We start from the raw sequence: 26,046 nt of genomic DNA on the forward strand, positions 1-26,046 counted from the left end.
GATGCACCCGCGGCCCCCAAGATCCCCCAACTTACCCAGCCTCCCGGGAGGAAACCCATGACTGCTCAAGTGAACGTGCCCCTGAATTCACGCGGAAAACTCGCCTCAACATTGCCTGCCGAGCAGCTGGCCGAGATCAGTGCCCTGTTCGAGTTCCGGCGCACCGGCTACTCCTTGGACGCCCCCTTCTACACCGATCCCACGATCTTCAAGATCGACATGGAAGCCATCTTCGGTGCGCACTGGATCTTTGCCGGAAGCGTCGCCGAACTGCCGGAACCGGGTGACTACATCACGGTGGACTACGGCCCGTACTCCCTGATCGTCCTGCGCAACGACGACGGCGACGTCAACGTCCTGCACAACGTCTGCCGCCACCGCGGTGCCCGGGTGCTGACCGAAGCCGCAGGCTCCACCGGAAACCTGGTGTGCGGCTACCACTCCTGGACCTACTCGCCCGAGGGCAACCTGATCCACGCCTCGGCACCGGGGGAGACGAAGTTCGACAAGAACTGCTTCGCCCTCAAGCGCGCCCACAGCCGTGTCGTCGCGGGGCTCATTTTCGTCTGCATCGCGAGCGAGCCGCCGGCCGACTTCGATGAAACCTCCAAGATCTTCGAGCCCTACCTCGCGCCCCACGATCTGGCGAAGACAAAAATCGCCTACCAGCAGAACATCATCGAAGAGGGCAACTGGAAGCTCGTCATGGACAACAACCGTGAGTGCTACCACTGCGATGGGCACCCGGAACTCGCCTGCTCCCTCTTCCCCACGTGGGGACTCACCGAGGGCCTGATTCCGGCCCACCTTGAGGAAGTCTGGGACCGCAACAAGGAAGCCCAGTCCTCCCTCGAGGAGCGCTGCCGCCGCTATGGCCTCCCCTACGAGGTAGTGGAGGAACTCGACACGCGCATCGCCGGCATCCGCATCTCCCGCGAATCCCTGGACGGTGAAGGCGAATCGTTCTCGCCCGACGGGCGCAGGCTTTCCAAGAAGCTCCTGGGCGATCTGCGCGACTTCCGCCTCGGCCGCTGCTCCATGCACCTGCAGCCCAACAGCTGGTTCCACTTCCAGAGCGACCACGTCATCACGTTCGGCGTCTTCCCCATCAACGAACACCAGTCGCTGGTCCGCACCACCTGGCTGGTGGCTGACGACGCCGTGGAAGGCGTCGACTACGACCTGGAAAAACTCACCTACACCTGGAAGCAGACGAACCTGCAGGACAAGGCGTTCGTTGAGCTGTGCCAGACGGGTGCCGGCAGCCCCGCCTACGAGCCCGGCCCCTACATGAAGAGCGAATACCAGGTGGAGGCATTCATCAACTGGTACGTCCAGCGCGTGCAGGAGCACTTGGCATGATTGAACTCCTCACTGAAACGGCAATCCGGGAGCCGCAGCGCATCCGGGGTCTTGAGATGCCGTGGAACCGGGTGATGGGCAGCAGCGAAGCACCCGCGCGTGCCGCACGTGCCCTGGGTCCCTGGCATCCGCAGGAGTTCATGGCCGAATGTGTCGAGACTGTTCCCGAGGCCGGCGGAATGATGACCTTCGTCTTCCGCCGTTGCGACGGGGCGCCCCTGGCGTTCCGTGCCGGCCAGTATGTCAACATCGCTTTTCCGGTAAACGGCGAGGACCAGGACCCGGTGGACCGCAGCTACTCGCTGTCCAGTTCGCCCACGGAGCCCTGGACCTTCAACATCACTGTCAAGAGCGATCCCACGGGCCTTGTGTCGCCATGGGTTCATGAGAACGTCAAGCCCGGCACTGTGCTGGACATGCTCGGACCGGTGGGGGCTTTCCACCTGCCCGACGCCGACCGGCGCGCCAGGTACCTCCTGTTGGCCGCCGGTGCCGGCATCACCCCCATCATGTCGATGGTGCGGACCATCCACTCCCTGCCCGGCCATGCCGACGTCGTGGTGCTGTACCACGGAGCGGAGGCCGGCGGCTTCGCGTTCCACCGGGAGCTGGCATACATCGCCTCCGTGGACTCACGCGTCAAGGTCTTCTACTCCCTGGGCGACCGCAGCAAACCGGAAGGATGGGAAGGGTTCAGAGGACGGCTCACAGCGGCCATGCTCGAAGAGGTGGCCCCTGACGCCAACGGCAGGCAGGTCTATGCCTGCGGCCCGGAAGGCTACCTGAACACGGCCACTGAGCTGCTGAAAAAGGTAGGCGTTGACGACACCTCCATCTACATGGAGTTCTTCACCGGTGACCGCCAGACCCTCCTCGAATACCAGGCAGAGCTCGCGCTCGCGGCAGATATTGCGGAGGAAATCGCCGAGGAAATCGCCGATTCCGCCGAGGACTACTACGAAAGCCAACCGGCAGCGTTCGGGCTCTACGAGCCGGGTTACGACGCCGACGGGACGTTGGAAGCCACGGGACTCCCGCTGGAAACCTCCGACCCGGACGCCTCAGGTCAGCAAGCTTCCGACGGCGGTCCAAGCCAAGCGCCCGAGGCTGCAACGCCTGATGCCTCGAGCTTCGAGACCGTCGGAACGGGAAGCCTCACCCTGTCCTTCCTGCGCACCGGCGTCAATGTCCGCATTGACCCCGATGAGCACATCCTGGGCGTGGCCCAGCGGGCCGGTGTCAGGATCGGTGCCAACTGCAAAGAGGGCATGTGCGGTTCCTGCAAGGTGGTCAAGCTTTCCGGCGAGGTGGAAATGAACCACCAGGGCGGAATCCGCTCGCGGGAAATCGACGCCGGCAAGTTCCTGCCCTGCTGCTCCACGGCGCGCACCGATATGGTGATCGACGCCTAGCTGTTACCGGAGTCCCGCACTGTGGGCCAGCGCAATGGCCTCAGTGCGGGACCGGACGTCCAGCTTCCGGAACAGGTTCCGCAGATGGAATTTGACCGTGTTTTCACTGATGTTCAGCTCTGCGGCGATGGCCCGGTTGCGTTGCCCGGCGGCCAATGCCTGAAGAACTTCCAATTCCCTGGTGGCCAGGCCCCACGCCGCGACATCCCCCACGGGCGCTGCCGGCGGGTCCAAGGGAAGCGCCACTGAGATGTCTGCTCCCCACCCGTGCATGACGTCGACGCTCATTTTGCCGTCAAGGGCCTGCACCTTCTGTCGAAGCCGTTCCATGTTCGGGGCATCCGGGGACAGTTCCCCGCGTCCGTCATCCCTGACATTGATCAGCAGGTTTTCCCCGTCGCAGTCCCATTGGGCGCGTACGCGGTGCACATCCGGTTGCTCGGCGATCGCCAGGACCAGGCCCCGGACGACGGCCCTGGCAGCGTGGGCTACCTCTCCGGGCAGGGCACGTCCGTTGGCGGGTGGCTCGATGAACTGGATGTCGATGTTGCTGAAGTGCATCAATGGACGGAGGTCCTCCCGGAGCCTTTGGAAGGCGGTGCTCACAGGTTCTTCCACGAGATCGCTGGTGCGGTCGTTCAGGGTCCTGAGGCCGATCAGTGCCTTGACGGCGAGGTCGGTCACGGAGACCCGGGCCGCGTGATCGTCCAAGGAGTTGGACCGCAGTGCGGCCAGCAGGGTTTCGAGGGTAGTGGAGTGCTGGTCCACCAGCTCCGCGGTTACGCGGATCCGTTCAGCTGATGCTGCCCGGGACTCCAAAAGATACGACGGCGGCGCGTCACTGACCTTCTCCTGGATACGGGCCGCTGTGAGTCCCCAAAGGTAGGAGGCGAGGCGCAGTGGTTCATCGTCTTCCGGCAACTCCGGGTCGGTGAGGACCAGGAGGGCGTTGCTGGGCGGATAGGTGAAGGCCAGAATGTCGCGTTCCTGCCCCGCAATCCACGCTCGCGTCCGCCACGGCCCTTTCCCCTCCATTGATGCCCGGATCCCATCAAGCTCGGGGATGGACACGCGGCTGACAATGCCCTCGGCACCCGCCTTTTTCTGGGGCCGGCCCGTGCAGTCTTCCGTGAAAATCACCAAGGCGCTGGAGGGGACCAACGGCGAGAGGGCCGTCCGCAGGCTCTCCGCGATACGCGCGAGGGGCGCTTGGGCGATGTCTTCAATGGTTTTGAGGAGCTGCCAGGGCACGGACGGTTGCTGGGGCATATCCCAAGCGTAGACGAGCAGCTACCTTCTTGCCTACCCGAAAGGGTGGCCAAGACTGTCCTTTTACGGCGTTTCAGCCACCCCTGCCAGCCGGAAGAATAGTTACAAGGTCGGAAGGCCGCTATCAACCACCCACGAACGGAGTGAACCGTGAACGTCTTTGCGGACACCGCGACAGCCACAGCTGAAGACGTAGCCGGCAACGCCTCCCTGATCCTCGCAGAGCTTGGGGGCATTGCTTCCGAACTGGACTACGGCCAGGTTGCCCGCCTTGCAGAGGAAGTTGGCGCAGCGGAGCGCGTCTTCCTGGCCGGAGCCGGCCGGAGCGGGCTGGTGCTCCGCATGGCCGCGATGCGCTTGATGCATCTGGGCCTGACGGTCCACGTAGCCGGCGACACCACAACACCGGCCATCACTGCCGGCGATTTGTTGCTGGTGGCATCCGGTTCCGGGACCACCTCCGGCGTGGTCAAAGCAGCCCAGACAGCACTGGCCGCGGGGGCGCGAGTGGCAGCAGTAACCACCAACCCCTCGTCCGCTGTTGCGGGCTTCGCCGACGCGCTGGTGGTCATTCCCGCCGCGCGGAAGACTGACCACGGCTCCGACCTGTCCCGGCAATACTCGGGCAGCCTCTTTGAACAATCCCTTTTCCTGGTGACGGAGTCGGTTTTCCAAACTCTGTGGGAAGCCACTGCAGAGCCCGCCGAGAAGCTCTGGCTGCGTCACGCAAACCTCGAATAGACCGCAAAACCGTCCTCCAAAGCCACCCCAAACAAAAGAAAGCGATACACCATGAAACTGCAAGTCGCCATTGACCTCCTCACCATCGAAGATGCCCTGGAACTCGCCGGCAAAGTTGCCGAGCACGTGGACATCATCGAGCTCGGTACTCCGCTGATCAAGGCTGAGGGTCTCGCCGCCGTGACGGCCATCAAGGAAGCCCACCCCAACAAGATCGTGTTTGCCGACATGAAGACCATGGACGCCGGTGAACTCGAAGCGGACATCGCTTTCAAGGCGGGTGCCGATCTTGTGTCCGTCCTGGGAACTGCGGATGACTCCACCATCGCCGGTGCCGTCAAGGCCGCTCAGTCCCACAACAAGGGCATCGTGGTGGACCTCATTGGCGTGGCCGACAAGGTCTCCCGCGCCAAGCAAGCCCGTTCCCTCGGAGCCAGGTTCATCGAATTCCACGCGGGCCTCGACGAGCAGGCACAGCCGGGCTATGACCTGCGCGGACTCCTCAATGCCGGAGAAGAAGCCCGCGTGCCGTTCTCCGTGGCCGGCGGCGTCAACGCATCCACCATTGCGGCCGTGCAGTTGGCAGGTGCCGACGTAGCAGTGGCCGGAAGCGCCATCTACAGTGCCGCTGATCCTGAACTGGCTGCGAAGGAACTCAAAGCAGCCATCCAGTAACAGGCTCCGTGCCTAGGTTTTGTCGGGAGTCCGGTGGTGCGCCCGCTCAACAAGTTCCGACATCCACGGCCGTTGCCCGTGATGGACCGTGAGGCCGTCGGGGATGCCCTGAACCGTCGCTTCCGTGCCGGAAGCGTCAATGGTGATCCGCCCGCCGCCCATGGGCGCATTGCGGATGTGCAGGTCCCCGAACGACGGCGGCAGCACCGGATCCAGCCAGATGCCGCCCAAGGAGATGTGCGTGTCGTAGCGCAACAGGCTCATGACCAGGTGGATGGGCGTCGTGGCGGCCCACGCCTGGGGTGAGCAAGCCGTGGGATAAGGGACGGGTTCCCGGAATTGCGTGCGGTCGAATCCGCAGAAGAGTTCGGGCAATCGGTCGCCAGAGATCTCGGCGGCTTCAAGCATTGCGGTTGCTATCCGTTGGGCTTCCTCCACGAAGCCATAGCGGAGGAGTCCGGACACGATCAGCGCATTGTCATGGGGCCACACGGAGCCGTTGTGATAGCTGGCCGGGTTGTAGGCGCCCATGTTCCTGGCCAGCGTCCGGACACCCCATCCACTGAACATTTCGGGGGACATCAGCCGCTCCACCACCGCAGGGGCCTTGTCTTCGTCAATCAGACCAAACCACAGGCAATGGCCCATGTTGGAAGCACAAGCGTCCACGGGCCGCTTGTTGCGGTCCAGCGCCACAGCGTAGTAGCCCTTGTCCGGCATCCAGAACTGTTCGTTGAACCGCTTCTTCAGGTCCTCGGCACGTTCCCGCAGGCTTTCCGCCAAGGTGAGGTCGCCGTCGTCGTAGGCCATCCAGGCGCGCGCCACATAGGCGCCGTGCACGTACGCCTGGACCTCACACAGCGCCAGGGGCGGTTCAGCGAGGGTGCCGTCCGCAAAATTGATGCCGTCCCAGGAGTCTTTCCAGCCCTGGTTGATGAGTCCGTGCTCGTTGGGCCGCCCGTACTCCACGAAACCGTCGCCGTCACGGTCGCCGTAGGTCCGGATCCATTCCAAGGCGCGGTCCGCGTGGGGGAGCAGGCCCGAGATCGCGTCTTTGCCGAAACCCCAGCGGCTCACCGAGCCAAGGACCACCACAAACAGCGGGGTGGCGTCCACGCTTCCGTAATAAGCGGATTTGCCGCCCAACGCCAGGCCCCCGGAGACCCCCAGCCGGACCTCGTGCAGGATCTTCCCGGGTTCTTCTTCGGTGGCGGGATCAACCACCGTGCCCTGGCGGTCGGCCAGCGTTCGCAGGGTGCCCAAGGCCAGGGAGGGGTCCACGGGAAGGGCCATTTCGGACGCCCACAGGGAATCCCGGCCGAACAGCGTCATGAACCACGGGGCGCCGGCGGCCACCACCACCCTTTCGGGGTGGTCCGGATCCTGGATGCGGAGCGCGCCAAGGTCCTCGTAGCTGCGGCGGAGGGTGTCTTCGATTGACCGGTTGCTGAGCTGCACAACGGGGATCCGGGCTACCCAATCCTGCCTGCGCTGATCGCTGGGTGAGAGCCCGACCGGATCCTGGTGGGTGAAAGCGGCCCCGGCACTTGGTTGCTTTGGCACCACGCTGGCCCGCGTACTCCAGCTCCCAAACGCGGGAATTTTGGCCGTGAAACCCAATGCCCTGGCACCTGCACCGGCGCCGTCGGCCCGTATCAGGACGCTTTTCCGAATGTCCTCCCATTTTCCGCGGATTTCCAGGGAATCACCATCCGGCAGGTGGGTTTCGGTCCATTGCCGCGTGATCCGTGCTTCCTTGACTTCGAAAAGATCAGCGAAATCCGATTCGGCAGAAAGCAGGATGCGGCATTGTGTTGCCTGGTTTGAATAATTCCGAACGGTGATTTCTTCGCGGATTCCGTTTCCTACCTCCCGAAGCCGCTCCACCAACAAGGGGCTGTCGGCGTACCCATCCGGGCGGGGAACCCTGCCGACGAACGACGCCCGGTACGGTTCCCTGGTTTCTGCTGCCAAGGGTTCGATGACTTGTCCGTTGACAGTGAGCTCCCATTTGGAGAGGATCCGGGTGTCCAGATGGAAGACGCCCTGGGGCAATTCGGGGTGGATGTCTCCGTTGGCGGAGGAGATGCAGAAGGATGAGCCTTCCACCAGGGTCACTGTCCCGGCACCAAGGGGTCCGGCTGCTGTATCAGCGTTCCATCCAGCCACGAGACGCTCCTTATCGATCCGCTTGAGCTGCAGCCGCTGCCGCCTGTCCGGCCGCTTGTGGAGATGAAGTCGACGCTACGCCGACGGAAGGATCGGCGCCAGATCCCGGCCGCTCTCCACAACCTCTATATGACTTCCCGGCGCAAGGAAGTGCCGGCCCGTCATCCAGAGTTAATCTCATTTCATCGTCCGGGAAACCAGAAGGGGTCTATAGTGAGAGAACAGGACATTCGCTGATGCAGCCCGGCGGCCCGCTTTTTCTTCCGACGCCGGAGGCCCCGTAATGACCGACACCCAAATTGGTAGCTTTATCCGCGACTGTGTGGTGTTTGAGGACGACACTGAGAACGGCTTGGAATTTGACACTTTCTACGGCCTGTACATCAGCTGGTGCGTTCTCGGACGAAAAATCCCCATCCCCGACTCCGCCTTCAAGACCGCCCTTGAGCGGGAGGGCCTCAAAACCATCAAGCTGAATGGCCAGCGGATCTACCCTGGCATGAGCATGGTCGGCCCGGCGGCAAGGGACTACGTAGTCAACAGCGTTCCCATGTGGAACGACTCCGCAGCCAGCGCCTATGCACTTTCCGAGGCTGTGGAGGATGCGGTTCCGTCCATCGCCTGATATCACGTCGCTTCTACAGCCCATGCACCTAGGATTTGATAGGGGCATGGGCTGTTTCCATGTCCGGGCTGTCTTCTGAAGGGAAATACGTGAAGCCTTCCATCGTGTGGTTCCGGGATGACCTCAGGGTTGCCGACAACCCGGCCTTGCGGGCCGCCGTCGACGACGGTGCTGCGGTGGCCCTGTACGTCCTTGACGAGGAATCGGAAGGCCTCAGACCTCACGGTGGCGCTTCCCGCTGGTGGCTGCATCATTCGCTGGTGTCCCTTCGCGAGGACCTCGCGGCACTTGGCATCCCCCTGCTTCTGCGGCGCGGCGACGCTGCCTCCGTTGTCCAAAAAACCACGACGGCGCTCGGTGCCGGCGGTTTGTACTGGAACCGGCGCTATGGTGCGGCCGAGCGCACCGTCGACGCCGGGATCAAGGCCTGGGCGGGTGAGGCCGGCCTGCATGTTGCCAGCTTCCAGGCCTCCCTCCTTCATGAACCCTGGGAGGTCACCACCAAGACCGGTGGCCAGTACAAGGTCTTCACTCCTTTCTGGCGGACGGTGTCCGCGCAGGACTTCCGGGAGCCGTTGGCCGTACCGGAAAAAGGCCACGGATTCACCGGCAAGCTCCCGGCCTATGACGAGCTGGATTCCTGGAAACTCATGCCCGTTAAGCCTGACTGGTCGGGCGGGCTGGCGGAGATGTGGATTCCTGGTGCTGCCGCGGGGCACAAGCGGTTGGCCGCTTTCGTGGCTGACGGTCTCTCCAACTACAGCGAGGGCCGAAACCGTCCGGACACCGATGGCAGCAGCTGCCTCTCGCCCTACCTGCGCTGGGGTGAGCTCAGCCCGTTCGAGGTGTGGCACGCGCTGGGGTCCAAGCGCTCCGAAAGTGCGGGCATTTTCGCCTCGGAGCTGGGGTGGCGGGAGTTTTGCTGGCACCAGTACTTTCACAATCCGAACTTGGCCACAGCCAACCTTCGTCCCGAGTTTGACCGTTTCCCCTGGGCGTGGCCGGGCAGCAATAACGGCAATGGCAAACATCCCGGCCATGAGTCGGCACCCGAGGAGTTCCGCGCCTGGCAGCAGGGCCGCACCGGCTTCCCCATGGTGGACGCGGGCCAGCGCCAGCTGTGGCACTCAGGCTGGATGCACAACCGTGTCCGCATGGTCGCTGCCAGCTTCCTGGTGAAGAACCTTGGCATCCATTGGCAGCTCGGTGAGCAGTGGTTCTGGGACACCCTGGTGGACGCCGATCCGGCGTCGAACCCCGCCAACTGGCAGTGGGTGGCAGGGTCCGGGGCTGACGCCTCGCCGTTCTTCAGGATTTTCAACCCGGAGGCCCAACGCGTGAAGTTCGATCCCCAGGGGAAGTACATTGCCCATTGGATTCCCGAGTTCGGCACTCCCGAATATCCGGAGGAGATCGTTGATCTGAAGACCACCCGCGCCGAAGCGCTGGAGGCTTACAAGGAGATGAGGGAAGTCCACTAAGGGGTCCCGCAGGTCCCGCAGGCCCGGCGATAGGCTGGGTCCATGTCGACGGAGTCCATCCTGAAGGTCCTCATCATGGCGTTCGCGGCCATGTTCATCGCTGCGGTTGCCTGGTGGGCCCGTAAGCATCCCAACCGGTCCAAGGAGTACCCGGAGCGGGTTCGCATGCCAAAGGTTGTGCCGGGAGTTGGTTGGCTTTTCCTTGTTGTGGGCCTCCTGATGGGGCTCGTCGCCTTCACTTCCGACCATGCACGGGACCCTCTGGCCTTCCGTATCGCTTCGGTGGCGATCGTGGTGGGTGGAGTGGTATTCGTACTCATGTACCGCAACTTCTATGTGGCACCCCGCGACTTTGAGGTGGCTTTCCGCAGTGTTCTCGGCAAAGAGCACATTCTTCACTACAGCGACATTACGCACTACAGCTTCCAGACCTTGAAGGGGCAGCCGTACCTGACGGTCAAGTCGGTAAACGGCGTCAAGCTCAGCCTGAATATCAGGGCCTACGACATGACACCGCTCTTGCGCGCCATCGACTTTCATCAGGTCACCGGGCACTGGCCCGCCCGGACGGAGGCGGTGGGTGGCGCTGCCGGGCCCGAAAAACAGCCCTCTGGAAATTAGTAGGAAGTCCGAGTATATTCGGATTCAGAGATGACCTGGATCACAGTTGGTCACGTGTTCCCGCCGTGTTCCCAACACTGAGCGGCACGGTAGTCATTCACGATGCAAAGGAGCATTCCACAATGGTGCGCGAGCTTTCACACTACGTAGACGGCCAGAGGGTTGACGGCACATCGGGCCGGTTCAGCGACGTCTACGATCCCTGCACGGGCGAAGTCCAGGCCAGGCTGCCGCTGGCCAGCGCCGACGAGGTTCGCAACGCCGTCGCAAATGCCGAAAAGGGCCAGCTCGAATGGGCAGCCATGAACCCGCAGCGCCGGGGACGCATCCTGCTCAAGTTCGTGGACCTCGTCAACGAGAACATGGACGAACTCGCCAAACTCCTGTCCTCCGAACACGGCAAAACCTTTGCCGATGCCAAAGGAGACATCCAGCGCGGCATCGAAGTCGTTGAATTCTCCGCGGGTGCCCCGCATCTGCTCAAGGGCGAGTTCTCGGACAACGCCGGACAGGGCATCGACGTCCATTCGCTGCGCCAGCCGCTGGGCGTCGTTGCAGGGATCACGCCGTTCAACTTCCCGGCCATGATCCCGTTGTGGAAGTCCGGCCCGGCGCTCGCAGCAGGCAACGCGTTCATCCTGAAGCCTTCCGAGCGGGACCCTTCGGTTCCGCTGCGTCTCGCCGAGCTGTACAGCGAAGCCGGCGTGCCGAACGGCGTCTTCAACGTCATCAACGGTGACAAGGAAGCCGTGGACGCACTGCTGGAGGACCCTCGGGTGAAGGCGATCGGCTTTGTTGGCTCCACGCCGATTGCCCAGTACATCTATGCCACGGCCGCCGCCCACGGCAAGCGTGCGCAGTGCTTCGGCGGGGCGAAGAACCACATGGTGATCATGCCCGACGCCGACCTCGACATGGCTGCCGACGCCCTGATTGGTGCCGGGTACGGTTCCGCGGGCGAACGCTGCATGGCCATCTCCGTGGCGGTGCCCGTTGGCCAGGAAACCGCCGACGCGTTGGTGGCCAAGCTGACCGAGCGCGTGAAGGACCTGAAGGTGGGCCACAGCCTGGACAAGGACTCCGACTTCGGGCCCGTGGTGGCAGCCTCCGCGAAGGAACGGATCGAGGGCTACATCCAGTCCGGCGTGGATGAAGGCGCAACGTTGGTCACGGATGGTCGCGGCCTCACCGTGGAAGGCTACGACGGCGGGTTCTGGGTTGGCCCCACACTCTTCGACAACGTCACCAAGGACATGAAGATCTACAAGGAAGAGATCTTCGGCCCCGTCCTCAGCGTGCTGCGGGCAGCTGACTACGACGAAGCGCTGAGGCTCTGCAGCGAGCACGAGTTTGGCAACGGCGTCGCAATCTTCACCCGCGACGGCGACTCCGCACGCGACTTCGCGAGCCGCGTCGAGGTGGGCATGGTGGGGATCAATGTGCCGATTCCCGTCCCGATTGCCTACTACACCTTCGGTGGCTGGAAGGCCTCCGGGTTTGGCGACCTGAACCAGCACGGCGCCGACGCTTTCCGCTTCTACACCAAGACCAAGACCGTCACCTCGCGGTGGCCCTCCGGCATCCGCCAGGGCGCCAGCTTCGTGATGCCGGCAGGCAGCTGATGGGAGATCCGCAGGAGGAAGACGAAGTCCTGTTTGAGCGTCGCGGACACTTGGGGGTTGTCACGCTCAACCGTCCCAAAGCGGTCAACGCCCTGAATCACGGCATGGTCAAAGCCATGCTTCGACAACTGGTTGCCTGGGCTGATGACGATTCGGTGCAAACTGTCTTGGTGCGCGGTGCCGGAGACCGTGGGCTCTGCGCCGGCGGCGACATCGTGGCCATCTACAAGGACATGCTGCACGGCGGCACGGAAACGGCTGCGTTCTGGGCTGACGAGTACCGGCTGAACCTGCTCATTTCGCAATACCCCAAGCCCTATGTGGCTTTCATGGATGGGCTGGTTTTGGGCGGGGGCGTTGGCGTTTCGGCCCATGGCTCGGTCCGTGTGGTCACCGAACGGACCCGCACCGGGATGCCGGAAACCACCATCGGTTTCGTGCCCGACGTCGGTGGCACGCTCCTGCTGTCCCGCGCACCTGGTGAAGCGGGCACCCACGCTGCACTCACCGGCGCCCACCTATCCGGTGGGGATGCCCTGTTCCTTGGGCTCGCCGATCACTTTGTGCCGTCCGACAGCCTCCCCGCGCTGGCAGAAGCGCTGGAAAGCTCGACGGCGGAGGCCGCCGTCGAGCGCTTTGCGCAAGCCGCGCCGGACTCGGCGCTTGCGGCACAGCGGGGGTGGATCGATCCCGCCTACGCGTATGACGACGCGGAGGAAATCGTGCGGAGCCTGCGCGAAGCTGGGGGAGAGGCAGCGTCCGCGGCGGACACGATCGAGGCAAAATCGCCCACGTCCGTGAAGGTGGCCTTGGAGTCCTTGCGCCGCGTCCGGGGAGTGACGCTGGAGGAAGCGCTGGACCAGGAATACCGTGTGGGGCTGCGTTGCCTGGCCGGGCCCGATTTCCGGGAGGGCATCCGGGCCCAGGTGGTGGACAAGGACCGCAATCCGCAATGGAAGCCGGCAACCCTCGCGGACGTCCAGGCATCCGACGTCGAGGGCTACTTTGCGCCGCTCGGCGAACGGGAGTTGGGCCTCGCCGCTTTGGGCGCGAAAACCACATGACCTGCAGTCAGCAGCTATTCAGCAGCCAGTCGAAGGAGACGACATGACAGAGAACGCAGCATCCGCAACGGGACTCATCGCTTTCCTCGGCCTGGGTCATATGGGCGGACCCATGGCCGCCAACCTGATCAAGGCCGGCCACCAGGTGATTGGCTATGACCCCGTCCCCGCGGCCGTTGAGGCTGCGGAAGCGCACGGGATTCCCATGGCCGCCTCGGCACACGAGGCTGCAGCTGAAGCCGCGGTGGTGTTGACCATGCTGCCCAGCGGCAAGCACGTGCTGGATGCGTACCGCGGTGTGGACGGGCCGGGACTGCTTTCCGTCGCCAAGCCGGACACCTTGTTCCTGGATTGTTCCACCATCAACGTTGACGAGGCCCGGCAGGCCGCCGTCATTGCCGTGGAAGCAGGCCACCGGTCCGTGGACGCGCCGGTTTCCGGTGGTGTGGTGGGGGCCGAGGCAGGCACGCTGACCTTCATGGTGGGTGCTTTGCCGGAGGACTTCGAAACCGTAAAGCCGATCCTTGAACTGATGGGGAAGAGGATTGTCCATTGCGGTGACCACGGTGCCGGGCAGGCCGCAAAGGTGTGCAACAACATGATCCTGGGGGTGTCCATGATCGCAGTTGCGGAAGCCTTCGTACTCGGCGAGAAGCTGGGCCTCACGCACCAGGCGCTGTTCGACGTCGCCTCCAATGCCTCCGGCCAGTGCTGGGCACTGACCACCAACTGCCCGGTCCCAGGGCCGGTTCCCACCAGCCCCGCCAACCGTGACTACCAGCCCGGGTTCGCCGGCGCTTTGATGGCCAAGGACCTGCGGCTGGCCGTGAACGCCTTGGAAAGCACAGGCGTTGCCGCCGAGATGGGTCCGCTGGCCTCCCGGATCTACGACGCTTTCGCGGCAGGCGAGGGCGCGGGGAGGGACTTCTCCGGAATCATCACCGAGATCCGGGACAAATCCGTGTGAGAGTTTGAGCTGTGTCCATGAGGGTTTTGACGAGAGGGAGAGCATGACGGAGCAGTACCAGAACATTGTGGTGGAACGGCGGGGCAGGGTTGGCTTGGTGACGTTGGACCGGCCGTCGGCGCTGAACGCGCTGAACACTGCTCTCATGAACGAACTCGTGGAAGCCGTGTCCGCCATGGACACCGATCCCGATGTTGGGGCGGTAGTGATCACGGGATCCGCCAAGGCCTTCGCGGCAGGCGCCGACATCAAGGAAATGTCCTCCAACAGCTATATGGAAATGTACGCGGCGGACTGGTTCCGGCACTGGGAGGACCTCACCCGATTGAGGATCCCCGTCATCGCGGCCGTTTCCGGTTTTGCCCTGGGTGGAGGGTGCGAGCTCGCCATGATGGCTGACTTCATCATCGCCGGTGACAACGCACGGTTCGGCCAGCCCGAAATCAACCTGGGCGTCATTCCGGGCATGGGCGGTTCGCAGCGGCTGACACGCGCCGTCGGCAAGGCCAAAGCGATGGACATGGTGCTGACCGGACGGTACATGGATGCTGAAGAGGCTGAGCGTTCCGGGCTGGTGTCCCGGGTGGTGCCGGCCGCGGAGGTCATTGAGGAAGCCGTCAAAGCGGCCGAAGTCATCGCGTCCAAGTCCAAGCCCGTGGCGATGATGGCAAAGGAAGCCGTCAACGCGGCCTTCGAAACCGGGCTGGCCCAAGGGGTACTTTTCGAGCGCAGGATCTTCCACTCGCTCTTCGCCACCGAAGACCAGAAGGAAGGCATGGCCGCGTTCAGCGGAAAACGGGAGCCGGAGTTCAAGCACCGGTAGGAGATCGCTCAAACCGGGCCGGCCGACACGCAGCGGCGGTTCTCCGCGTTTACTTCCGCAATGCAGCGGGGCCCGGCTCACGTTCCATCCCCCGGACCTCCGCCGGGACCAGCGCCGCGTCAAAGAACGCGCGCTCCAGCCGCACGGCCTCCCCGAAAGTGGCGGCGACCCGCGCCCGTGCCGCGGCGTCTGAAGGCTCGACGGCGTCGAACTCGTCGCGCAGCCAGGTCACCCATGCGTTGTACTCCGGGTTGTTGTGCAGGCGGATCCACTCGGCGTGCTTTGCCGAGGCGGGCCACTGAGCGGGGTCGCCGGCGCGGTCAGCCCAGTCGCCGTACAGCCACTCTGCCACCAGAAGGACCGCCAGGACCTCAGGGTAGGAGCGAGTGCCGAGGGCGCTGCGCATGAGGGCATCGAAGTCGCGGGTCACCCTGTGGAGTGCGGGCGCCGCGCGATCTGCCTCGGGAACGTCGAGCTCGGCAAAGCAATCCTGGAAGTAGGTGTTCTCATCGGAGGCAAAGGCTCCCAGTACGCCGGCGAAGACCAGCCGGGAGGGCAACGACGGCGCCGACGCCACCGCTTGGCCCAGCAGGGCTGTGAAGGCATCACAGAACTGATAGTCCTGCACGAGGTAGTGGCGCAGGTTTTCATCGGGGAGGGAACCGTCCAACAACTGGTCTACGAACGAATGGTTGACGGCGGCGTCCCAGTCCTCGGCGTGCTGGTTCCTGAGTTCATTGGCAAAGCTCACGCTGTTTCCTCCTGAGTTGTCGGCCTTCGGAGCTTAGCAGCGGGGCTCTGCCCCCTCCGCCATGGAGGTCCAAGGCCCCTGCGACTTCCTTCGTTATATTGTCGGTGCCTGCTGCCAGAGTTGGGACATGGGGCTGATTGGGGAGAATGGACCGGGCGCAGCAGTGGCGCTTGGGCGTGGTCGCTCCGCGCCGGATGCTGGTCAACCGGGCTTGCTTCCGCCCGGTGTCGGCGTACTTCCGGCCAGCACCGTCAGCGCGGACTTGATCGAGCAGTTGCGTGTCCTGGAGGAGATGAAGTCAGCCATCTGCGGATTGCAGGCGCGGGTTGCCGTCGCCTTTGACCTTGCCCAGCGCGCCGAACAAGCCGAGGCCAACGTCCCCGCATCGAAGCGTGGCCAAGGAGTAGGTGCCCAGGTTGCGTTGGCCCGGCGGGAGTCACCGAACCGTGGTTCCCGGCCGCTTGGTTTGGCGAAAGCCCTCGTTATGGAGATGCCGCGGACTTTGGCAGCGCTGCAGTCCGGGCAGCTGAATGAGTGGCGGGCCACACTGCTGGTGAAGGAGACTGCGTGTCTGTCTGTTGAGGATCGGTGCGCAGTGGATGAGGAACTCGCGCCCGATACCGGGACCTTTGCGGGCAAGGGCGACCGGGCGATCATTGCAGCTGCGAAGGCGGCGGCGTATCGACGGGATCCGAGGTCGGTGGTCGGGCGTGCCAGCCGTGCCGCGGCCGACCGAACCGTGAGCCTGCGTCCTGCGCCGGACACCATGACGTACCTGACCGCGCTGCTTCCCGTCGCCCAAGGAGTGGCGGTCTACGCAGCCCTGAACAGGGCTGCTGATTCGGCCCGCTGCCACAGTGAACTGGCTGGTGGGGATGCCGTATCTGCCGGGGTCGTCCCGACACGCGGCCAGCTCATGGCCGATACTCTGGTTGAGCGCGTCACTGGTACCCCGGGCGGAATCTCCGGGATCAATCTGGACCTCGTCATGACCGACCGGACCCTTTTTCAGGGCGATAGCGAACCAGCACGCCTCAACGGCTACGGAATCGTCCCTGCCGAGTGGGCCAGATCAATGGTCGCCGAGGGCCAAGTTGAGCAGGATCAACCTGATCAGAACCATGCCAACGAGCTCACTGTCTGGCTTCGCCGGCTATACACCGCGCCGTCCACGGGAGAGCTGCTTGCCACCGATTCCAAAGCGCGGCTCTTTACTGGTCGACTTCGGCGATTCATCGGAACCCGCGACGATACCTGCCGGACACCGTATTGCGATGCACCCATCCGGCATATCGACCACATTGTGCCTTGGCGTTCCGGAGGCGAGACCAACCTCGCCAACGGCGCAGGACTGTGCGAAGCCTGCAATCACACCAAGGAAAACCCCGGCTGGTCCGCCAGAGCCATCCACGGTGACGTGCATACGCTCGAAATCAGAACCCCCACAGGACACAGCTACCGGTCAAAGGCCCCGCCACTACCTGGATACCGACCATCCAGAACGTAGGGCCCTCATTGCCCTCGGCGTTGACGTGGGCGTTATTCTTCCGTGAAGTCTCCGGCATCCCTTCGGAAGGCGCCGAGTACGCGGATGAGGTGGTCGACGTCGTCGTCCCCGAAACCCGACTTGCCAAACACCTCCGAGTTGAGAGCCGCCGTCGCCTTTTTCGCGAGGGTGCGGCCCTCAGCAGTCAGCTCAATGAGCGTGGTGCGGCCGTCAGTGGGGTGCGGTGAACGCGCCACCAGGGCGGCCTTTTCCAAGCGGTCGACGGCGTTGGTCACCGAGGTGGGGTGCACTTGCAGGAGCGCACTGGCTTTGTTCATGGGCAGCGCGCCGCTGCGGGCGAAACTCAGCAGCGCCAGGAGCTCGTACCTTGCGAACGTCAGCCCGAACGGTTTGAGAACGGTTTCGATCCGCGCGAGCAGGATCTGTTGCGTGCGCATGATCGCGGTGATGGCTGCCATGGGCGCGGCGACGTCGCCCCAACCATGCCGTTCCCAGTTGCGCTGGGCATCGGCGATGGGATCGCGGGGGAGTGGGGTGCCCATGGGCCTCCTTGGTTGCTCGGGTGCTTAGTCTTTCAGATTCGGGAACTCTTCTTCGGTGTATTCCACCCCTAAACCTGTGGGAAGCGGACCGTCTCCATGCCGGGCAACTTCCGTTCCCCGGAGCTCCACCCGCCGGATCTTGCCTGAAATCGTTTTGGGCAATTCGCCGAACTCCAGGCGCCTGATCCGCTTGAAGGGTGCAAGTTGTTCCCTGCAGTATCTAAGGATGTCCTCCGCCACGGCAGGGCCGGGCTCGTAGCCCGCGGCCAGCACCACAAAAGCTTTCGGCACCGACAATTTCACGGCATCAGGCGAAGGCACGACGGCGGCCTCCGCCACTGCGGGATGCTCGATCAGGACGCTTTCGAGCTCGAAGGGAGACAACCGGTAGTCGGAGGACTTGAAGACGTCATCATCCCGGCCGACGTAGGTGATCACCCCGTCGGCGTCCCGGCTGGCCATATCGCCGGTGTGGTAATAGCCGTTGCGGAAGGCATCGGCCGTCTTGGCTGCATCGCCGAAGTAGCCTTTCATCAGCCCCACGGGTCTGGGGTCCAAGCGCAGGCAAAGTTCGCCGTCGTCGGCTTCCTCTCCGGTGACCGGGTCCACCAGGACGACGTCGTACCCGGGCAGCGGCCGGCCCATGGAACCGATCTTGACCGGCTGGGCGGGGGTGTTGGCGATCTGGACTGTCGATTCGGTTTGGCCGAAGCCGTCGCGGATGGTGACGCCCCAGGCTTGCTCCACCTGGCCGATGACCTCCGCGTTGAGCGGTTCGCCTGCCGAGACTACCTTCCGTGGCGGGGTGGCCAGCTGGGTGAGGTCGGCCTGGATGAGCATCCGCCAAACGGTGGGAGGTGCGCAGAAGCTGGTGACGCCCTCCCGGCCCATCTGTTCCATGAGGGCTGCTGCGTCGAAGCGTTCGTAGTTGTAGATGAAGACCGTAGCCTCGGCGATCCATGGTGTGAAGACGTTGGACCAGGCGTGCTTTGCCCAGCCCGGGGACGCGACGTTCAGGTGCACGTCGCCCGGTTCCAGGCCGATCCAGTACATGGTGGAAAGGTGGCCCACTGGGTAGGAAGTGTGGGTGTGCTCCACCAGCTTGGCGCGGGATGTGGTGCCGGACGTGAAGTAGAGCAGAAGGGTCTCGTCCGCCTTGGTGGGTGCGTCGGGAGTGAAGTCCGTGCCGGCGTCGTAGGAATCCGTGTACTGTTTGGCGTCCGCGTTGGTGCGTTCCGCGCCGACCTCAATGAGTTGGTAGTTGCCCTCGACGTCGGCGAACTTGCCGATGTTGGCACTGCCGACCGCCACCCAGGCTGCGCCGCCCCGCTCGACACGGTCCTGGAGGTCCCTGGCTCCCATGAGCGTGGTGGTGGGGATCATGACGATGCCCAGCTTGATGCCCGCCAGCATGAGTTCCCAGAGCTCCACCTGGTTGCCGAGCATGATGATCATGTGGTCGCCGCGCCGTACCCCCTGGCCACGGAGCCAAGTGGCGAGCTGTGACGACCTGTCCGACAGTTCCTTGAACGTGCGCCGCGTGGAGCTGCCGTCCTGCTCCACGATGATGAGCGCGGGCTTGTTGCCCCGTTCCCCGTCCGCTGCGAGTTGGTCGAACCAATCCAAGGCGAAATTGAACTCATCGAAGCGGGGCCACTGGAATTCTGCGTGTGCGGTCGCGTAGTCCTCGCGCAATGCCAGCAGCCGGTCGCGGGCCGCACGGAAGTCTTCTGTGACTGTCATAGTCCGCCTTTCGCTGTGGGATTGCCAGGGCACCCTTGCCTGGCATCCCGCCTAGTGATCCACATCACCTTGCAATATACTAGGAYATCCAAGGGTTTGGAAGAGCCTTCCGGGACATGACGAAGGGGTCTAATGCTCGAGCAAAAAGCTGCCGGCACCGTTACCAGCGGTCCAGCTTCAGAACGCGTCCTCCCTCCTTACCCGGAGGCGGACCTCATGCATGTGGTCGACCTGCTCCCCGACGGGGAACGGGAGCGGTACGTGCAGATCAGGGAGTTCCTGCAGTCACACATCCGTGCAGCCAGTATCGACTACTGGAACCGGGAAGAATTTCCCTTCGGACTGCTCGCGGAGATGGCGGGGTTCGGGCTGGGCGGGCTGCAAACGGACGGCTCCTCGCAGCTGTACAAGGGGCTCATGTACACCGAAGTTGCACGCGCCGACGTGTCCCTTTCCGCGTTGGTGGGCATCCACAATGAACTCATCGTCGGCATGATCAACGAGCTCGGCTCACCGGAGCAGAAGCGCAAGTGGCTGCCCGGCCTGCAGGCTTTCACCCAGCTGGGCGCCTTCGCGTTGACGGAACCGGACCACGGTTCGGATATCGCCGGCGGACTCTCGACGACGGCGCGGCGCGACGGCGGCGAATGGGTCATCAGCGGTGCCAAGCGCTGGATCGGGGCCGGCACCATCGCCGACTTCGCTTTGGTCTGGGCGCGTGATGTTTCCGACGGCCACGTCAAGGGCTTCATTGTTGAAACGGACCGGCCGGGCTATTCCGCGACGAAAATCTCCAACAAAATCGGCCTGCGCATCATGCAGAACGCCGATATTGTCCTGGAGGAGGTCCGGATCCCGGCGTCGAACCTCCTGCCGGGCGCAACAGAGTTCTCCCGGGCGAACGATCTCCTGCGGGATTCCCGTGCGTGGGTGGGCTGGCAGGCTGCGGGCATCCAGTTGGCCGCTTTTGATATTGCGCGGTCCTACGCCTTGGAGCGGAAGCAGTTCGGCAAGGAACTCGCCCGCTTCCAGCTGGTGCAACAGCAGCTCGCCGACATCCTGGGCAACGCCAATGCTTCCCTGTCCATGATGGTTGAACTGGCGCGGATCCAGCAGGCGGGAAAGCTCCAGATGGTGCAGGCCGCCATGTGCAAGGCCACCACCACACGCCTGGCGCGTTCATCGGTGGCCATGGGCCGGTCCCTCCTGGGCGGGAACGGAATCACCACCGATTACGAGATGGGAAAGCTGTTCGGTGACGCCGAAATCCTCTACACCTACGAGGGCAGCTACGAGATCAACTCGATGATCGTGGCCCGCGCGGTGACGGGGAAGTCGGCGTTCGTCTAAAAGTGGAAAGGGCATCCCTTTCGCTGGTGCGGAACCAGCGAAGGGATGCCCTTATCGTGCTTGCTATGGGGTGTGATTGCCAGGGGTGTGCTTGCTAGGAATTGCGGGCCGCGGCGAGGGAGGGGTCGGCCTTTGCCGGGTCTGCCTGGTCTTCCGGCGCGGCAGCCGGCACGGCAGCGTGTTCGGCCAGGACCCCTGTCTTGTGCCTGATGCGGAGGCGGTAGAGGAGGGCTCCGCCCACCACCACTGCGGCAACGAACATCACACCGCCCCATTGCAGGTACCACTCGAAGGGCGGGACTGAGTTGTAGATCTCCGGTCGCGGCCACACCAGGTTCAGCGTCATCGCGCCGCCCCACAGGACTGCCAGGATGTTCACGGGCAGCCCCCACTTGCCGAGGCTGAATCCGGGTTCTGATCCGTCGTCCTTCAGTGGCCACTTTTTGAGGAACCGGCGCCGCAGCATCGGCACGGTGACCAGCAGGTAGGAGAGGTAGATCAGGACGATGCTGATGCTGGAGAGAATAGTGAAGATTGCAGGCTGCGAGATGTTGACGATCAGCGGGATCACTGCCACGACGCCGATGACGATGGCGGCCACCGTGGGGGTTTTCCGGGTGGGATGCACTTTGCTGAGCTGGCGGCTGAAGGGAAGGTTGTTGTCCCTCGCCATGGCGAACATCATCCGGATGGCGGCTGCGTGGACGGCCAGGGTGCAGACGACGACGGCCACGACGATGCAGACAAGGAAGGCCTTGCCGAAGGGGYCGCCCAGCACCGAAAGCACGATGTACTGCAAACCGCCATCGGCCGCTCCGATTTTGGGATCGGAAAGGTCCGGGGCTGCCAGGATTCCGCCCAGGAGGAGCAGCCCGCCCAGCAGGAAGGATGCTGTGACGGCACGCAGGATCGCTTTGGGGGCCGTGCGCTTGGGGTCCTTGGTTTCTTCACCGAGTGAACTGGCGGTATCGAATCCGTACATGACGTAGCCGGAAGCCATTGCGGCGATGAGGAACACGCCGAAGAAGCCCAAGGGGTGTTCCTCGCCGAACCCGGCGGTGTCCAGGAGAACTTCCGGTCCGCGCACGGAGTGCCAGATGAGGGCCACGATGAGCAGGACGGCCGCCACCAGTTCCACGAACACGCCCACGCTGTTGATCATGGTCATGAGCTTTACGCCGAACGCATTGATGAGCGTGGAGATGCCGATCATGATGCTGGCAAGGATGACCCCGTTGACGGCGAAGTCGTACGGGCCGGTACCGTCGCCGACCAGTTGGAAACCGCTCCAGATCTGCGGCAGGGTGATTTGAAGGGCCAGGGCAACAGATCCCAGCGCCATGATGGACGAGAGCAGCAGCAGCCATCCGGCCAGCCACGCCCAGGTTCCTGTTGAGAGCCGCTTGGCCCAGTTGTAGACCGAGCCGGCCACGGGGTAGCGTCCGGCCAATTCCGCAAAGCACAGGGCAACCATGAGTTGGCCGACGAACACAATGGGCCATGACCACGCGTACGCGGGACCGGCCGTGGAGAAGCCGAAGTAGAACAGTTGGAAAACGCCGGTGAGGATGGAGATGTAACTGACGCCGGCTGCGAAGCTGGCAAACTTTCCGATGCTGCGGTCCAGGGTTTGGGCATAGCCAAACTCGTCCATACCGCTTGCATCGCTCTTGCAGGGTCCTAATTTGCTGGGTTCTGACATTCGAACTCCTAACTCAGACATGCACGAATGGTGATGACCTGCGGCCGCCATTGGTCGCAGTCGAAATCAAAAGGCCGGGCACATCTGCGTGCCTCAGGCTGTTTCCCCCGTTGATGTTGCGTGGCTGGCCGGGACGTTCGAGGTGGTCGATGTCCGGGCCGGTCCGCCAAGCCACTTCCGTTTAAGTGTGGCGTGGGTCATAAGAAGCAGGTTAGTTCAGTTTGAACATGCGTTCAAGACTTGTGAATGAACAAATGTTCAAGAATAATGCGCGCCTTTCCGTTCACCGCCGCGCCCCTGGGGGTGCGCGGAAGCGCCGGTGAAGGCGCGCCCTCTTCACCGCTGGTTTCGGATGATGTCCCGTGCCCGCTCAGGCAAGGGACAAACTGAAGTCCGCCTCCGTCGTCGTCGTTTCGCCCAACCGGCCGGCGCGGATGAGGTCTGCGCACCGCTCGCCAATCATCATCACGGTGATGTTGGGGTTTACCGTGACGTGCTCGGGCATAACGGAGGCGTCGGCCACGCGAAGGCCCGTTACGCCCTTGACGCGCAGCTCGGGATCCAGGGGCGACATGTCGTCGCTCACCGGGCCCATGCGGACTGTCCCGACGGGATGGTAGACGGTGTTGTGCGTCTTGCGGATGTAATCCTGCAGTTCCTCGTCGGTCTGCGCTTCGATGCCGGGGGAGAGCTCCCGGCCGGCCCATTCAGCCATGGCCGGCTGGGCCGCGATTTCCCGGGCTTTGCGGATGCCGGCAACCATGACGCGCATGTCGTGGCCTTCCGGATCGGTGAAGTACCGGGGATCCACCATGGGCTTGTCGCGGAAGTCCCGGCTGCGGAGCCGCACAGTCCCGCGGGAACGGGCATGGGTGACGTTCGGGGTGAGGCTGAAGCCGTTCTCCGTGGTGGGGTAGCCGTAGCGCAGGGTGTTCATGTCGAAGGGGACCGAGCCGTAGTGCATCATCAGGTCCGGACGGTCCAAGCCCTCCTCGGTGGGGGTGAAGATGCCGATTTCCCACCATTGGGTGGAGGTTTGCACCATCGGCTGCTTGGCTTCGAACTGGACGACGCCTTCCGGGTGGTCCTGCAGGTGCTCGCCCACGCCGGGCGAATCCACCAGCACCTCGATGCCATGGGCCGCCAGGTGGTCAGCGGGGCCGATGCCGGAGAGCATGAGGAGCTTCGGGGAATCAATGGCGCCGGTGGAGAGGATCACCTCGCGATGTGCCGAGAGGCGGTGGGTGCGGCCGAAGGCTGAATCAACCACGTCGACGCCGGTGCAGCGCTTGTCCGCGTCGAACACCAGTTGGCGGGCCCGGAGGCCCGTGAGGAGCGTGAAGTTGGGGCGGTCAATGATCGGGTGGATGTAAGACACCGAGCTGGACGAGCGGGTTCCGTCCGAGCGGCGGTTGATCTGGAAGAAATTGGCTCCGTTCACAACAGTGGTGCCCGTATTGAACTTGGCCCGGGGGATCCCTGTCTGCTCGCAGGCATCAAGCAAGGCCACTCCGGCAGGGTCCGCCGGGGGGACATTCATCAAGTGGACCGGGCCGGAATCGCCGTGGTGGGGAGCGTCCGGGCCGGCGTCCTCGTTCGTTTCGAGCCTTTTGTACAGCGGCCAGGCGGCGTCGGCGTTCCATCCAGTGGCCCCGTACTTGGATTCCCATTCGTCCAGGTCCTCGCGGGGAGCCCAGAAAGCTATGCAGGAGTTGTGACTGGAGCAGCCGCCCATGACCTTGGCGCGGGCGTGACGCATGAAGGAGTTGCCGTTCTCCTGTGGTTCCACCGGGTAGTCCCAGTCGTACCCGGACTCCAGCAGTTCCATCCAGCGGTCCAGCTGCAGGATTTCGGGCAGGTTGCGGTCATCCGGACCCGCTTCAACGAGGGCCACCGTCACGTCCGGATCCTCGCTCAACCGGGCGGCAACCGCGGCCCCTGCGGACCCGCCGCCGATGACGACGTAGTCGAACGCGCGCTCGCCGAGGGTTTCGATGTTGTCGCTGTGCATCTAGTTCTCCTTGCCGTGGTCAGCGAACCAGCCGGTCACCTGGGGGCTGGTGTTCTGGTAGATGTGCTTGGCTTCCTGGTACTCAGCCAGGCCGGTGGGGCCGAGCTCGCGGCCCACTCCCGATTGGCCAAAGCCGCCCCACTCCGCCTGGGGGAGGTAGGGGTGGTAGTCGTTGATCCAGATGGTGCCGTGGCGCAACCGGCCGGCCACGCGCTGTGCCTTGCCGGCGTCCTGCGTCCAGACTGCTCCAGCCAGTCCGTAGATGGTGTCGTTGGCGATGGCCACGGCTTCGTCCTCGGTCCGGAAGGTCTCAACGGTTACTACCGGGCCGAACGCCTCGTCGACCACCACCGACATTCCCCGGGTGACGCGGTCCAGGATGGTCGGCTGGTAGTAGAACCCGGCGTCGTACTTCTGTCCTTCAGGCGCCGAGCCGCCGGTCCGCAGCCGGGCGCCTTCCGCGATGCCGCGCTGGACGTACTCGTGGACTTTGTCGCGGTGTTCGGCGGAGATCAGGGGGCCGGTTTCGGCGTCCTCATCGAACGGCCCGCCCAGGCGGATGGTTTCGGCGCGGCGGACAAGCTCGTCGACAAAACGCTCTGCGATGGACTCCTCCACCACCAGGCGGGCACCTGCGGAGCAAACCTGCCCGGAGTGGACGAAGGCTCCGTTGAGGGCGTTGTCGACGGCGGCATCGAAGTCGGCGTCGGCGAAGACAACGTTGGGGTTCTTGCCACCGAGTTCCAGCGCCACCTTCTTGACGGTGGCGGCTGCGGCCGCGGCGATGCTCTTGCCGGTTTCCAGTCCGCCGGTGAAGGAAACGAGGTCGACGTCGGGATGTTCCGTCAGCGGTGCGCCCACCTTGCGGCCGGGTCCGGTGAGAAGGTTCGCGACGCCGTCGGGCAGGCCAAGATCCTTCAGCAGCTGCATGGTGAGAATGGCGGTGGACGGCGTCAGCTCGGCGGGCTTGAGGACGAAAGAGCAGCCGGCGGCCAGTGCCGGGGCGATCTTCCAGGCTGCTTGCAGCAGTGGGTAGTTCCACGGTGTGATCAGGCCGCAGACGCCTACGGGTTCGTAGACGATCCGGCTGACGACGTCGGGACTTCCGGCGTCCACAACGCGGCCCGGCTGCTGGCCCGCGAGCCTGCCGAAGTATTCGAAGCAGGCCGCGATGTCGTCCATGTCGATCCGGCTCTCGATAATGCGCTTGCCGGTGTCCAGGGATTCTGCGCGGGCGAACTTCTCGCGGCGTTCGCGCAGTTCCGCGGCGACTTTGAGCAGGAATGCGCCCCGCTCGGGTGCCGGGACGGAGGACCAGACTCCGGAGTCGAAGGCCGCGCGGGCTGCGGCAATAGCGCGCTCGGCGTCTTCGCGGCCGCCCTCGGATACCGTGGCGACCAACTCGCCGTCGGCTGGGTTGTGAATGTCGCGGACCGCGCCGGACGCAGCCGGCTCCCACGATCCGTTGATGAAAAGAGTGGATGCGGAATCAGAAAATGTGGCTTGGGTCATACGAAGCAGGTTAGTTCACTTTGAACATCTGTTCAAGGAAAATCATGAACAGATGTTCAAAGTGGTAGCTGTCTTGTCCTTCCAGTGACGCGGCATT

At 63.9% G+C, this 26,046-nt stretch carries 21 protein-coding genes; 13 read left to right on the top strand and 8 right to left on the bottom strand.

The window, feature by feature from the left end; genetic code table 11:
• The first annotated feature begins 57 nt into the window (after positions 1-57).
• Together AB4Y81_RS16480 and AB4Y81_RS16485 are read left to right on the top strand one after the other, a co-directional pair.
• Positions 58-1,362, top strand: coding sequence for an aromatic ring-hydroxylating oxygenase subunit alpha (locus AB4Y81_RS16480; RefSeq protein ID WP_441996280.1), 1,305 nt, complete (start codon positions 58-60; stop codon positions 1,360-1,362).
• Positions 1,359-2,774: a ferredoxin reductase gene (locus tag AB4Y81_RS16485; RefSeq protein ID WP_441996281.1), complete on the top strand. Its 1,416-nt coding sequence runs from the start codon at positions 1,359-1,361 to the stop codon at positions 2,772-2,774. The genes AB4Y81_RS16480 and AB4Y81_RS16485 overlap by 4 nt, the downstream gene beginning before the upstream one ends.
• A 3-nt stretch (positions 2,775-2,777) precedes the next feature.
• Here AB4Y81_RS16485 and AB4Y81_RS16490 read toward each other — a convergent pair whose 3' ends face one another.
• A complete protein-coding gene (locus AB4Y81_RS16490; RefSeq protein WP_055973826.1) occupies positions 2,778-4,043 on the bottom strand; it encodes a helix-turn-helix domain-containing protein in 1,266 nt (421 codons plus the stop codon).
• A 150-nt stretch (positions 4,044-4,193) separates the two neighbouring features.
• Here AB4Y81_RS16490 and hxlB point away from each other — a divergent pair, with 150 nt between their 5' ends.
• A complete protein-coding gene (gene hxlB / locus AB4Y81_RS16495) occupies positions 4,194-4,784 on the top strand; it encodes a 6-phospho-3-hexuloisomerase (RefSeq protein WP_281444785.1) in 591 nt (196 codons plus the stop codon).
• A 51-nt stretch (positions 4,785-4,835) separates the two neighbouring features.
• Positions 4,836-5,459, top strand: coding sequence for a 3-hexulose-6-phosphate synthase (gene hxlA, locus AB4Y81_RS16500; RefSeq protein ID WP_441996282.1), 624 nt, complete (start codon positions 4,836-4,838; stop codon positions 5,457-5,459).
• 12 nt (positions 5,460-5,471) lie between these two features.
• On the opposite strand, the gene AB4Y81_RS16505 is transcribed toward hxlA, so the two are convergent.
• Entirely contained in the window at positions 5,472-7,628 is a 2,157-nt protein-coding gene (locus AB4Y81_RS16505) for an amylo-alpha-1,6-glucosidase (RefSeq protein ID WP_018779488.1), read from the bottom strand.
• A gap of 283 nt (positions 7,629-7,911) precedes the next feature.
• Between AB4Y81_RS16505 and AB4Y81_RS16510 the strand changes: the two genes are divergently transcribed.
• The 7 genes from AB4Y81_RS16510 to AB4Y81_RS16540 all read left to right on the top strand — a co-directional run bounded on the left by AB4Y81_RS16510 (position 7,912) and on the right by AB4Y81_RS16540 (position 14,831).
• Entirely contained in the window at positions 7,912-8,253 is a 342-nt protein-coding gene (locus tag AB4Y81_RS16510; protein ID WP_055973819.1) for a hypothetical protein, read from the top strand.
• 89 nt (positions 8,254-8,342) lie between these two features.
• Complete coding sequence (locus AB4Y81_RS16515; protein WP_441996283.1) at positions 8,343-9,734, top strand: cryptochrome/photolyase family protein; 1,392 nt, start codon at positions 8,343-8,345, stop codon at positions 9,732-9,734.
• Positions 9,735-9,776: 42 nt separating this feature from the next.
• Positions 9,777-10,355, top strand: coding sequence for a hypothetical protein (locus AB4Y81_RS16520; RefSeq protein ID WP_441996284.1), 579 nt, complete (start codon positions 9,777-9,779; stop codon positions 10,353-10,355).
• Positions 10,356-10,477: 122 nt separating this feature from the next.
• Positions 10,478-11,977: a CoA-acylating methylmalonate-semialdehyde dehydrogenase gene (locus tag AB4Y81_RS16525; RefSeq protein ID WP_441996285.1), complete on the top strand. Its 1,500-nt coding sequence runs from the start codon at positions 10,478-10,480 to the stop codon at positions 11,975-11,977.
• On the top strand, positions 11,977-13,041 hold the full coding sequence (locus tag AB4Y81_RS16530; RefSeq protein WP_441996286.1) for an enoyl-CoA hydratase/isomerase family protein: 1,065 nt from the start codon (positions 11,977-11,979) through the stop codon (positions 13,039-13,041). The genes AB4Y81_RS16525 and AB4Y81_RS16530 overlap by 1 nt, the downstream gene beginning before the upstream one ends.
• 43 nt (positions 13,042-13,084) lie before the next feature.
• Positions 13,085-14,008, top strand: coding sequence for a 3-hydroxyisobutyrate dehydrogenase (gene mmsB, locus AB4Y81_RS16535; RefSeq protein ID WP_079582492.1), 924 nt, complete (start codon positions 13,085-13,087; stop codon positions 14,006-14,008).
• A gap of 43 nt (positions 14,009-14,051) precedes the next feature.
• On the top strand, positions 14,052-14,831 hold the full coding sequence (locus AB4Y81_RS16540; RefSeq protein ID WP_018779481.1) for an enoyl-CoA hydratase: 780 nt from the start codon (positions 14,052-14,054) through the stop codon (positions 14,829-14,831).
• A 49-nt stretch (positions 14,832-14,880) separates the two neighbouring features.
• Here AB4Y81_RS16540 and AB4Y81_RS16545 read toward each other — a convergent pair whose 3' ends face one another.
• Positions 14,881-15,582 (bottom strand): TenA family protein, encoded by a 702-nt coding sequence (locus tag AB4Y81_RS16545; protein ID WP_441996287.1) that lies wholly within the window; start codon positions 15,580-15,582, stop codon positions 14,881-14,883.
• 127 nt (positions 15,583-15,709) lie between these two features.
• On the opposite strand from AB4Y81_RS16545, the gene AB4Y81_RS16550 reads away from it, so the two are divergent.
• Positions 15,710-17,089 carry an HNH endonuclease gene (locus AB4Y81_RS16550; RefSeq protein ID WP_441996288.1) on the top strand — a complete coding sequence of 460 codons (1,380 nt, stop codon included), beginning with the start codon at positions 15,710-15,712 and terminating at the stop codon, positions 17,087-17,089.
• Between the two features lie 32 nt (positions 17,090-17,121).
• On the opposite strand, the gene AB4Y81_RS16555 is transcribed toward AB4Y81_RS16550, so the two are convergent.
• Both AB4Y81_RS16555 and AB4Y81_RS16560 read right to left on the bottom strand, forming a co-directional pair.
• Positions 17,122-17,631 carry a MarR family winged helix-turn-helix transcriptional regulator gene (locus AB4Y81_RS16555; protein ID WP_018779478.1) on the bottom strand — a complete coding sequence of 170 codons (510 nt, stop codon included), beginning with the start codon at positions 17,629-17,631 and terminating at the stop codon, positions 17,122-17,124.
• Between the two features lie 24 nt (positions 17,632-17,655).
• Positions 17,656-19,374: an AMP-binding protein gene (locus AB4Y81_RS16560; protein WP_189076706.1), complete on the bottom strand. Its 1,719-nt coding sequence runs from the start codon at positions 19,372-19,374 to the stop codon at positions 17,656-17,658.
• 132 nt (positions 19,375-19,506) lie between these two features.
• Between AB4Y81_RS16560 and AB4Y81_RS16565 the strand changes: the two genes are divergently transcribed.
• The gene (locus tag AB4Y81_RS16565; RefSeq protein WP_189076705.1) at positions 19,507-20,724 is read left to right on the top strand and encodes an acyl-CoA dehydrogenase family protein; all 1,218 of its coding nucleotides are present in this window, start codon (positions 19,507-19,509) and stop codon (positions 20,722-20,724) included.
• Positions 20,725-20,818: 94 nt separating this feature from the next.
• Here AB4Y81_RS16565 and AB4Y81_RS16570 read toward each other — a convergent pair whose 3' ends face one another.
• The 3 genes from AB4Y81_RS16570 to AB4Y81_RS16580 all read right to left on the bottom strand — a co-directional run bounded on the left by AB4Y81_RS16570 (position 20,819) and on the right by AB4Y81_RS16580 (position 25,949).
• A complete protein-coding gene (locus AB4Y81_RS16570; RefSeq protein WP_441996289.1) occupies positions 20,819-22,426 on the bottom strand; it encodes an APC family permease in 1,608 nt (535 codons plus the stop codon).
• Between the two features lie 370 nt (positions 22,427-22,796).
• Positions 22,797-24,437 (bottom strand): GMC family oxidoreductase, encoded by a 1,641-nt coding sequence (locus tag AB4Y81_RS16575; RefSeq protein WP_110505368.1) that lies wholly within the window; start codon positions 24,435-24,437, stop codon positions 22,797-22,799.
• Positions 24,438-25,949, bottom strand: coding sequence for an aldehyde dehydrogenase family protein (locus AB4Y81_RS16580; protein ID WP_441996290.1), 1,512 nt, complete (start codon positions 25,947-25,949; stop codon positions 24,438-24,440).
• Positions 25,950-26,046 lie beyond the last annotated feature (97 nt).

It is taken from the genome of Paenarthrobacter sp. TAF1 (assembly GCF_052113825.1).
Classification (GTDB): Bacteria; Actinomycetota; Actinomycetes; order Actinomycetales; family Micrococcaceae; genus Arthrobacter; species Arthrobacter nicotinovorans.

Bases quoted from the DNA above. Each gene is read 5' to 3' on its own strand.
- AB4Y81_RS16480 (WP_441996280.1), top strand. From the start codon at position 58: ATGACTGCTCAAGTGAACGTGCCCCTGAATTCACGCGGAAAACTCGCC.
- AB4Y81_RS16485 (WP_441996281.1), top strand. From the start codon at position 1,359: ATGATTGAACTCCTCACTGAAACGGCAATCCGGGAGCCGCAGCGCATC.
- AB4Y81_RS16490 (WP_055973826.1), bottom strand. From the start codon at position 4,043: ATGCCCCAGCAACCGTCCGTGCCCTGGCAGCTCCTCAAAACCATTGAA.
- hxlA (WP_441996282.1), top strand. From the start codon at position 4,836: ATGAAACTGCAAGTCGCCATTGACCTCCTCACCATCGAAGATGCCCTG.
- AB4Y81_RS16510 (WP_055973819.1), top strand. From the start codon at position 7,912: ATGACCGACACCCAAATTGGTAGCTTTATCCGCGACTGTGTGGTGTTT.
- AB4Y81_RS16520 (WP_441996284.1), top strand. From the start codon at position 9,777: ATGTCGACGGAGTCCATCCTGAAGGTCCTCATCATGGCGTTCGCGGCC.
- AB4Y81_RS16525 (WP_441996285.1), top strand. From the start codon at position 10,478: ATGGTGCGCGAGCTTTCACACTACGTAGACGGCCAGAGGGTTGACGGC.
- AB4Y81_RS16530 (WP_441996286.1), top strand. From the start codon at position 11,977: ATGGGAGATCCGCAGGAGGAAGACGAAGTCCTGTTTGAGCGTCGCGGA.
- mmsB (WP_079582492.1), top strand. From the start codon at position 13,085: ATGACAGAGAACGCAGCATCCGCAACGGGACTCATCGCTTTCCTCGGC.
- AB4Y81_RS16540 (WP_018779481.1), top strand. From the start codon at position 14,052: ATGACGGAGCAGTACCAGAACATTGTGGTGGAACGGCGGGGCAGGGTT.
- AB4Y81_RS16550 (WP_441996288.1), top strand. From the start codon at position 15,710: ATGGGGCTGATTGGGGAGAATGGACCGGGCGCAGCAGTGGCGCTTGGG.
- AB4Y81_RS16555 (WP_018779478.1), bottom strand. From the start codon at position 17,631: ATGGGCACCCCACTCCCCCGCGATCCCATCGCCGATGCCCAGCGCAAC.
- AB4Y81_RS16560 (WP_189076706.1), bottom strand. From the start codon at position 19,374: ATGACAGTCACAGAAGACTTCCGTGCGGCCCGCGACCGGCTGCTGGCA.
- AB4Y81_RS16565 (WP_189076705.1), top strand. From the start codon at position 19,507: ATGCTCGAGCAAAAAGCTGCCGGCACCGTTACCAGCGGTCCAGCTTCA.
- AB4Y81_RS16575 (WP_110505368.1), bottom strand. From the start codon at position 24,437: ATGCACAGCGACAACATCGAAACCCTCGGCGAGCGCGCGTTCGACTAC.
- AB4Y81_RS16580 (WP_441996290.1), bottom strand. From the start codon at position 25,949: ATGACCCAAGCCACATTTTCTGATTCCGCATCCACTCTTTTCATCAAC.